This is a genomic window from Streptomyces acidicola, from assembly GCF_009377235.1.
Taxonomy (GTDB): Bacteria; Actinomycetota; Actinomycetes; order Streptomycetales; family Streptomycetaceae; genus Streptomyces; species Streptomyces acidicola.
Genome location: NZ_VMNX01000473.1, coordinates 1 through 2,455, shown reverse-complemented (window position 1 = coordinate 2,455; position 2,455 = coordinate 1). Strand labels below are relative to the sequence as shown.

General features: G+C 71.1%; 2 protein-coding genes. Both read right to left on the bottom strand.

Annotated elements, in window-relative coordinates; all coding sequences use genetic code 11:
* Positions 1-282 precede the first annotated feature (282 nt).
* Positions 283-1,377, bottom strand: a complete 1,095-nt coding sequence (locus FPZ41_RS46090) for a C40 family peptidase (RefSeq protein ID WP_152870824.1) — start codon at positions 1,375-1,377, stop codon at positions 283-285.
* 200 nt (positions 1,378-1,577) lie between these two features.
* Positions 1,578-2,378 (bottom strand): class I SAM-dependent methyltransferase, encoded by an 801-nt coding sequence (locus tag FPZ41_RS46085; protein WP_152870822.1) that lies wholly within the window; start codon positions 2,376-2,378, stop codon positions 1,578-1,580.
* Between the last annotated feature and the right edge of the window lie 77 nt (positions 2,379-2,455).

Here is a 2,455-nt window from a genome sequence, read left to right as displayed (position 1 = left end):
GTGGTGAGGGAACGTGGTAGGGGGCGCGTGGGTGGAGTGTTCCCTTTTCGCCGTTTTTTGTTGCTATTCAGGGGTGTTGGCTGGGTCGGTGGTTATGGTGAGGCTTGTGGCCTATTAGCCGTGTCTGTCGGGGTCTGTTGTTGGTGGTCTGCTGCGGGATTGTCGTGGTGGTCGCGCCCACGCGGCGGAGCCGCATATGCAGTACAGCCCCGCGCCCCTAAAAGCGCACGGGCGTGGCCCGACCCGCGACGCGGCCCCCGCGGCCCCCGTGCGTCGTGCGGCTCACGCGTCCGGTCGTACGACTCCCAGGATCGGCATGGAGCCCGCGCCTGCGATCGTCACCGTGCGGCCGGGGCGGGGGGAGTGGACGATGGCGCCGTCGCCGATGTACATCGCCACATGGCTGGCGTCCGCGTTGTAGATGATCAGGTCGCCGGGGCGCATGTCCTTGACGTCGACGCGGTCGAGCCGCTTCCACTGCTCCTGGGAGGTGCGCGGGATGCCCTTCCCGGCGAAGGACCAGGCCTGTGAGGTGAGGCCGGAGCAGTCGTACGTCCCGGGACCCTCGGCGCCCCACTCGTACGGCTTGCCGATCTGGTCCGTCGCGAACTTCACCGCCTTCCTGCCCTCCTCGGACGCCTTGCCGCTGATCTCGTCCAGCACGCCCGAGCCGAGCCACGCGGTCTGCGCCTTCCGTGCGGCCTGCTCCTCCAGCTCCGCCAGCCGCTCGCGCTCCTCCTGCTCCAGCTGGGACTCCAGCTCCTCGGCCGCGGCGATCTGCTTCTTGATCTCCTTCTTGGCCTCGGCCCTGGCCTTCCGGTTGGCCTCCAGCTTCTTCCACTGGGTGGAGGCGTCCTTCGCGTACAGCTCCAAGTCCTGCTGCGTGCGCTCCATTTCGGCGAGTACGCCCTTGGACGCGAGCTGGCCCTGCCGTACGCGGCCGGCGCTGTCGAGGAAGTCCTGCGGGTTCTCGCTGAGCCAGAGTCGGACCTCGGGCGGCAGGCCGCCGCCGCGGTACTGGGCGCGGGCTGCCGCGCCCATGAGGTCCTTCAGCTTCTCCAGCCTCTCCTTGCCCTTGACGATCTCGCGGGCCAGCTCGACGATCTCGGCGGACTGCCTCTTGGTCTTCTCCTCGGCCGCGTTGTAGGCGTCCGTGGCCACCGCCGCGTCGTGGTAGAGCCTGTCCAGCTTCTTGCGTACGGCTTCCAGTTCCTCGGTGCTCGCGGTTGTCGCACCGGGTGAATCCGTCGGTGAGGGCGATGGTGTGGGGTTCGGTTTCGCCTGGCTTGCGTGGGCCATGCCCGGTGCGCCCAGCATGGTCACCGCGCAGACAAGTGCCACGGCCGCCGTGGTCAGGCTCCGCTTGCCCGCAGTCATGCCTCTGCCCCCCAAACTGATTTACCGTCAGTAACTTCCGGACACGTGGGGGATCGTGCCATGTCGTGCCGCAATACGACAGAGGAGGACACGAACTCCCTCCCCTCTTCCACTCCTCCGCGCCTTCCACACCCCTGTGGATGATCTGCCCGCCCTGTGTGACGAACAACTCACGGCATGCGTTCCCCAGGCGTCCCACATCAGCCGCGCGGCGCCAAGGCCTCCCACGCGACCGTGACTTCGCCCTGGCGCCAGCGTGTCGCGCCGTCGCGCACCGGCCAGTCGGTGCTCACGGCGCGGACGGCGCGCATCCAGCGCTGGCGGGCGCCGTACGAGGCGTACGGTGCCGCGGTCGCCCAGGCGCGGTCGAAGTCGCGGAGGAAGGCGTGCACCGGCTCGCCGGGGACGTTGCGGTGGATGAGGGCCTTGGGGAGGCGTTCGGCGAGGTCGGACGGGCGGTCCAGGGAGCCGAGACGGGTGGCGAACGTGACCGTACGGGGGCCCTCCGGGCCGAGCGCGACCCAGACGTGACGGCGGCCGATCTCGTCACACGTGCCCTCGACCAGCAGGCCTCCCCGGGACGTGGACGTGGCGGGGGCGAGCCGCGCGCGGAGGCGGTCCCAGGCCGCGGTCACCTCGTCCTCGTCGTACTGGCGCAGCACGTTCGCCGCGCGGATCAGGGTCGGCGTGCCCGGCACCGGCACCTCGAAGCCGCCGTGCCGGAAGACCAGCCCCGCCCGCTCGTACGGCCGCGCTGCCGCCACCCGTGCCGGGTCGATCTCCACGCCGACCACGCGGGTGCGGGGGGCCGCCGTGCGCAGCCGCCGGAGCAGCTCGACCGCGGTCCAGGGCGCGGCGCCGTAGCCGAGGTCGACCGCCAGCGGGTCCGCCGCGCGGCGCAGCTCGGCGCCGTGGGTCGCCGCGATCCAGCGGTCCATGCGGCGCAGACGGTTGGGGTTCGTGGTCCCGCGCGTCACGGTCCCCTGGGGGCGGGTCGGCATGCGTACGAGGGTATGCGGGCGTGTTGGGCGGGCACCTCGGGCGGGGTGACCCCGTGCACCCCGTGCACCCCGTGCAC

Coding starts and splice junctions, on each gene's coding strand:
- FPZ41_RS46085 (WP_152870822.1), bottom strand. CDS start 2,378: ATGCCGACCCGCCCCCAGGGGACCGTGACGCGCGGGACCACGAACCCC.
- FPZ41_RS46090 (WP_152870824.1), bottom strand. CDS start 1,377: ATGACTGCGGGCAAGCGGAGCCTGACCACGGCGGCCGTGGCACTTGTC.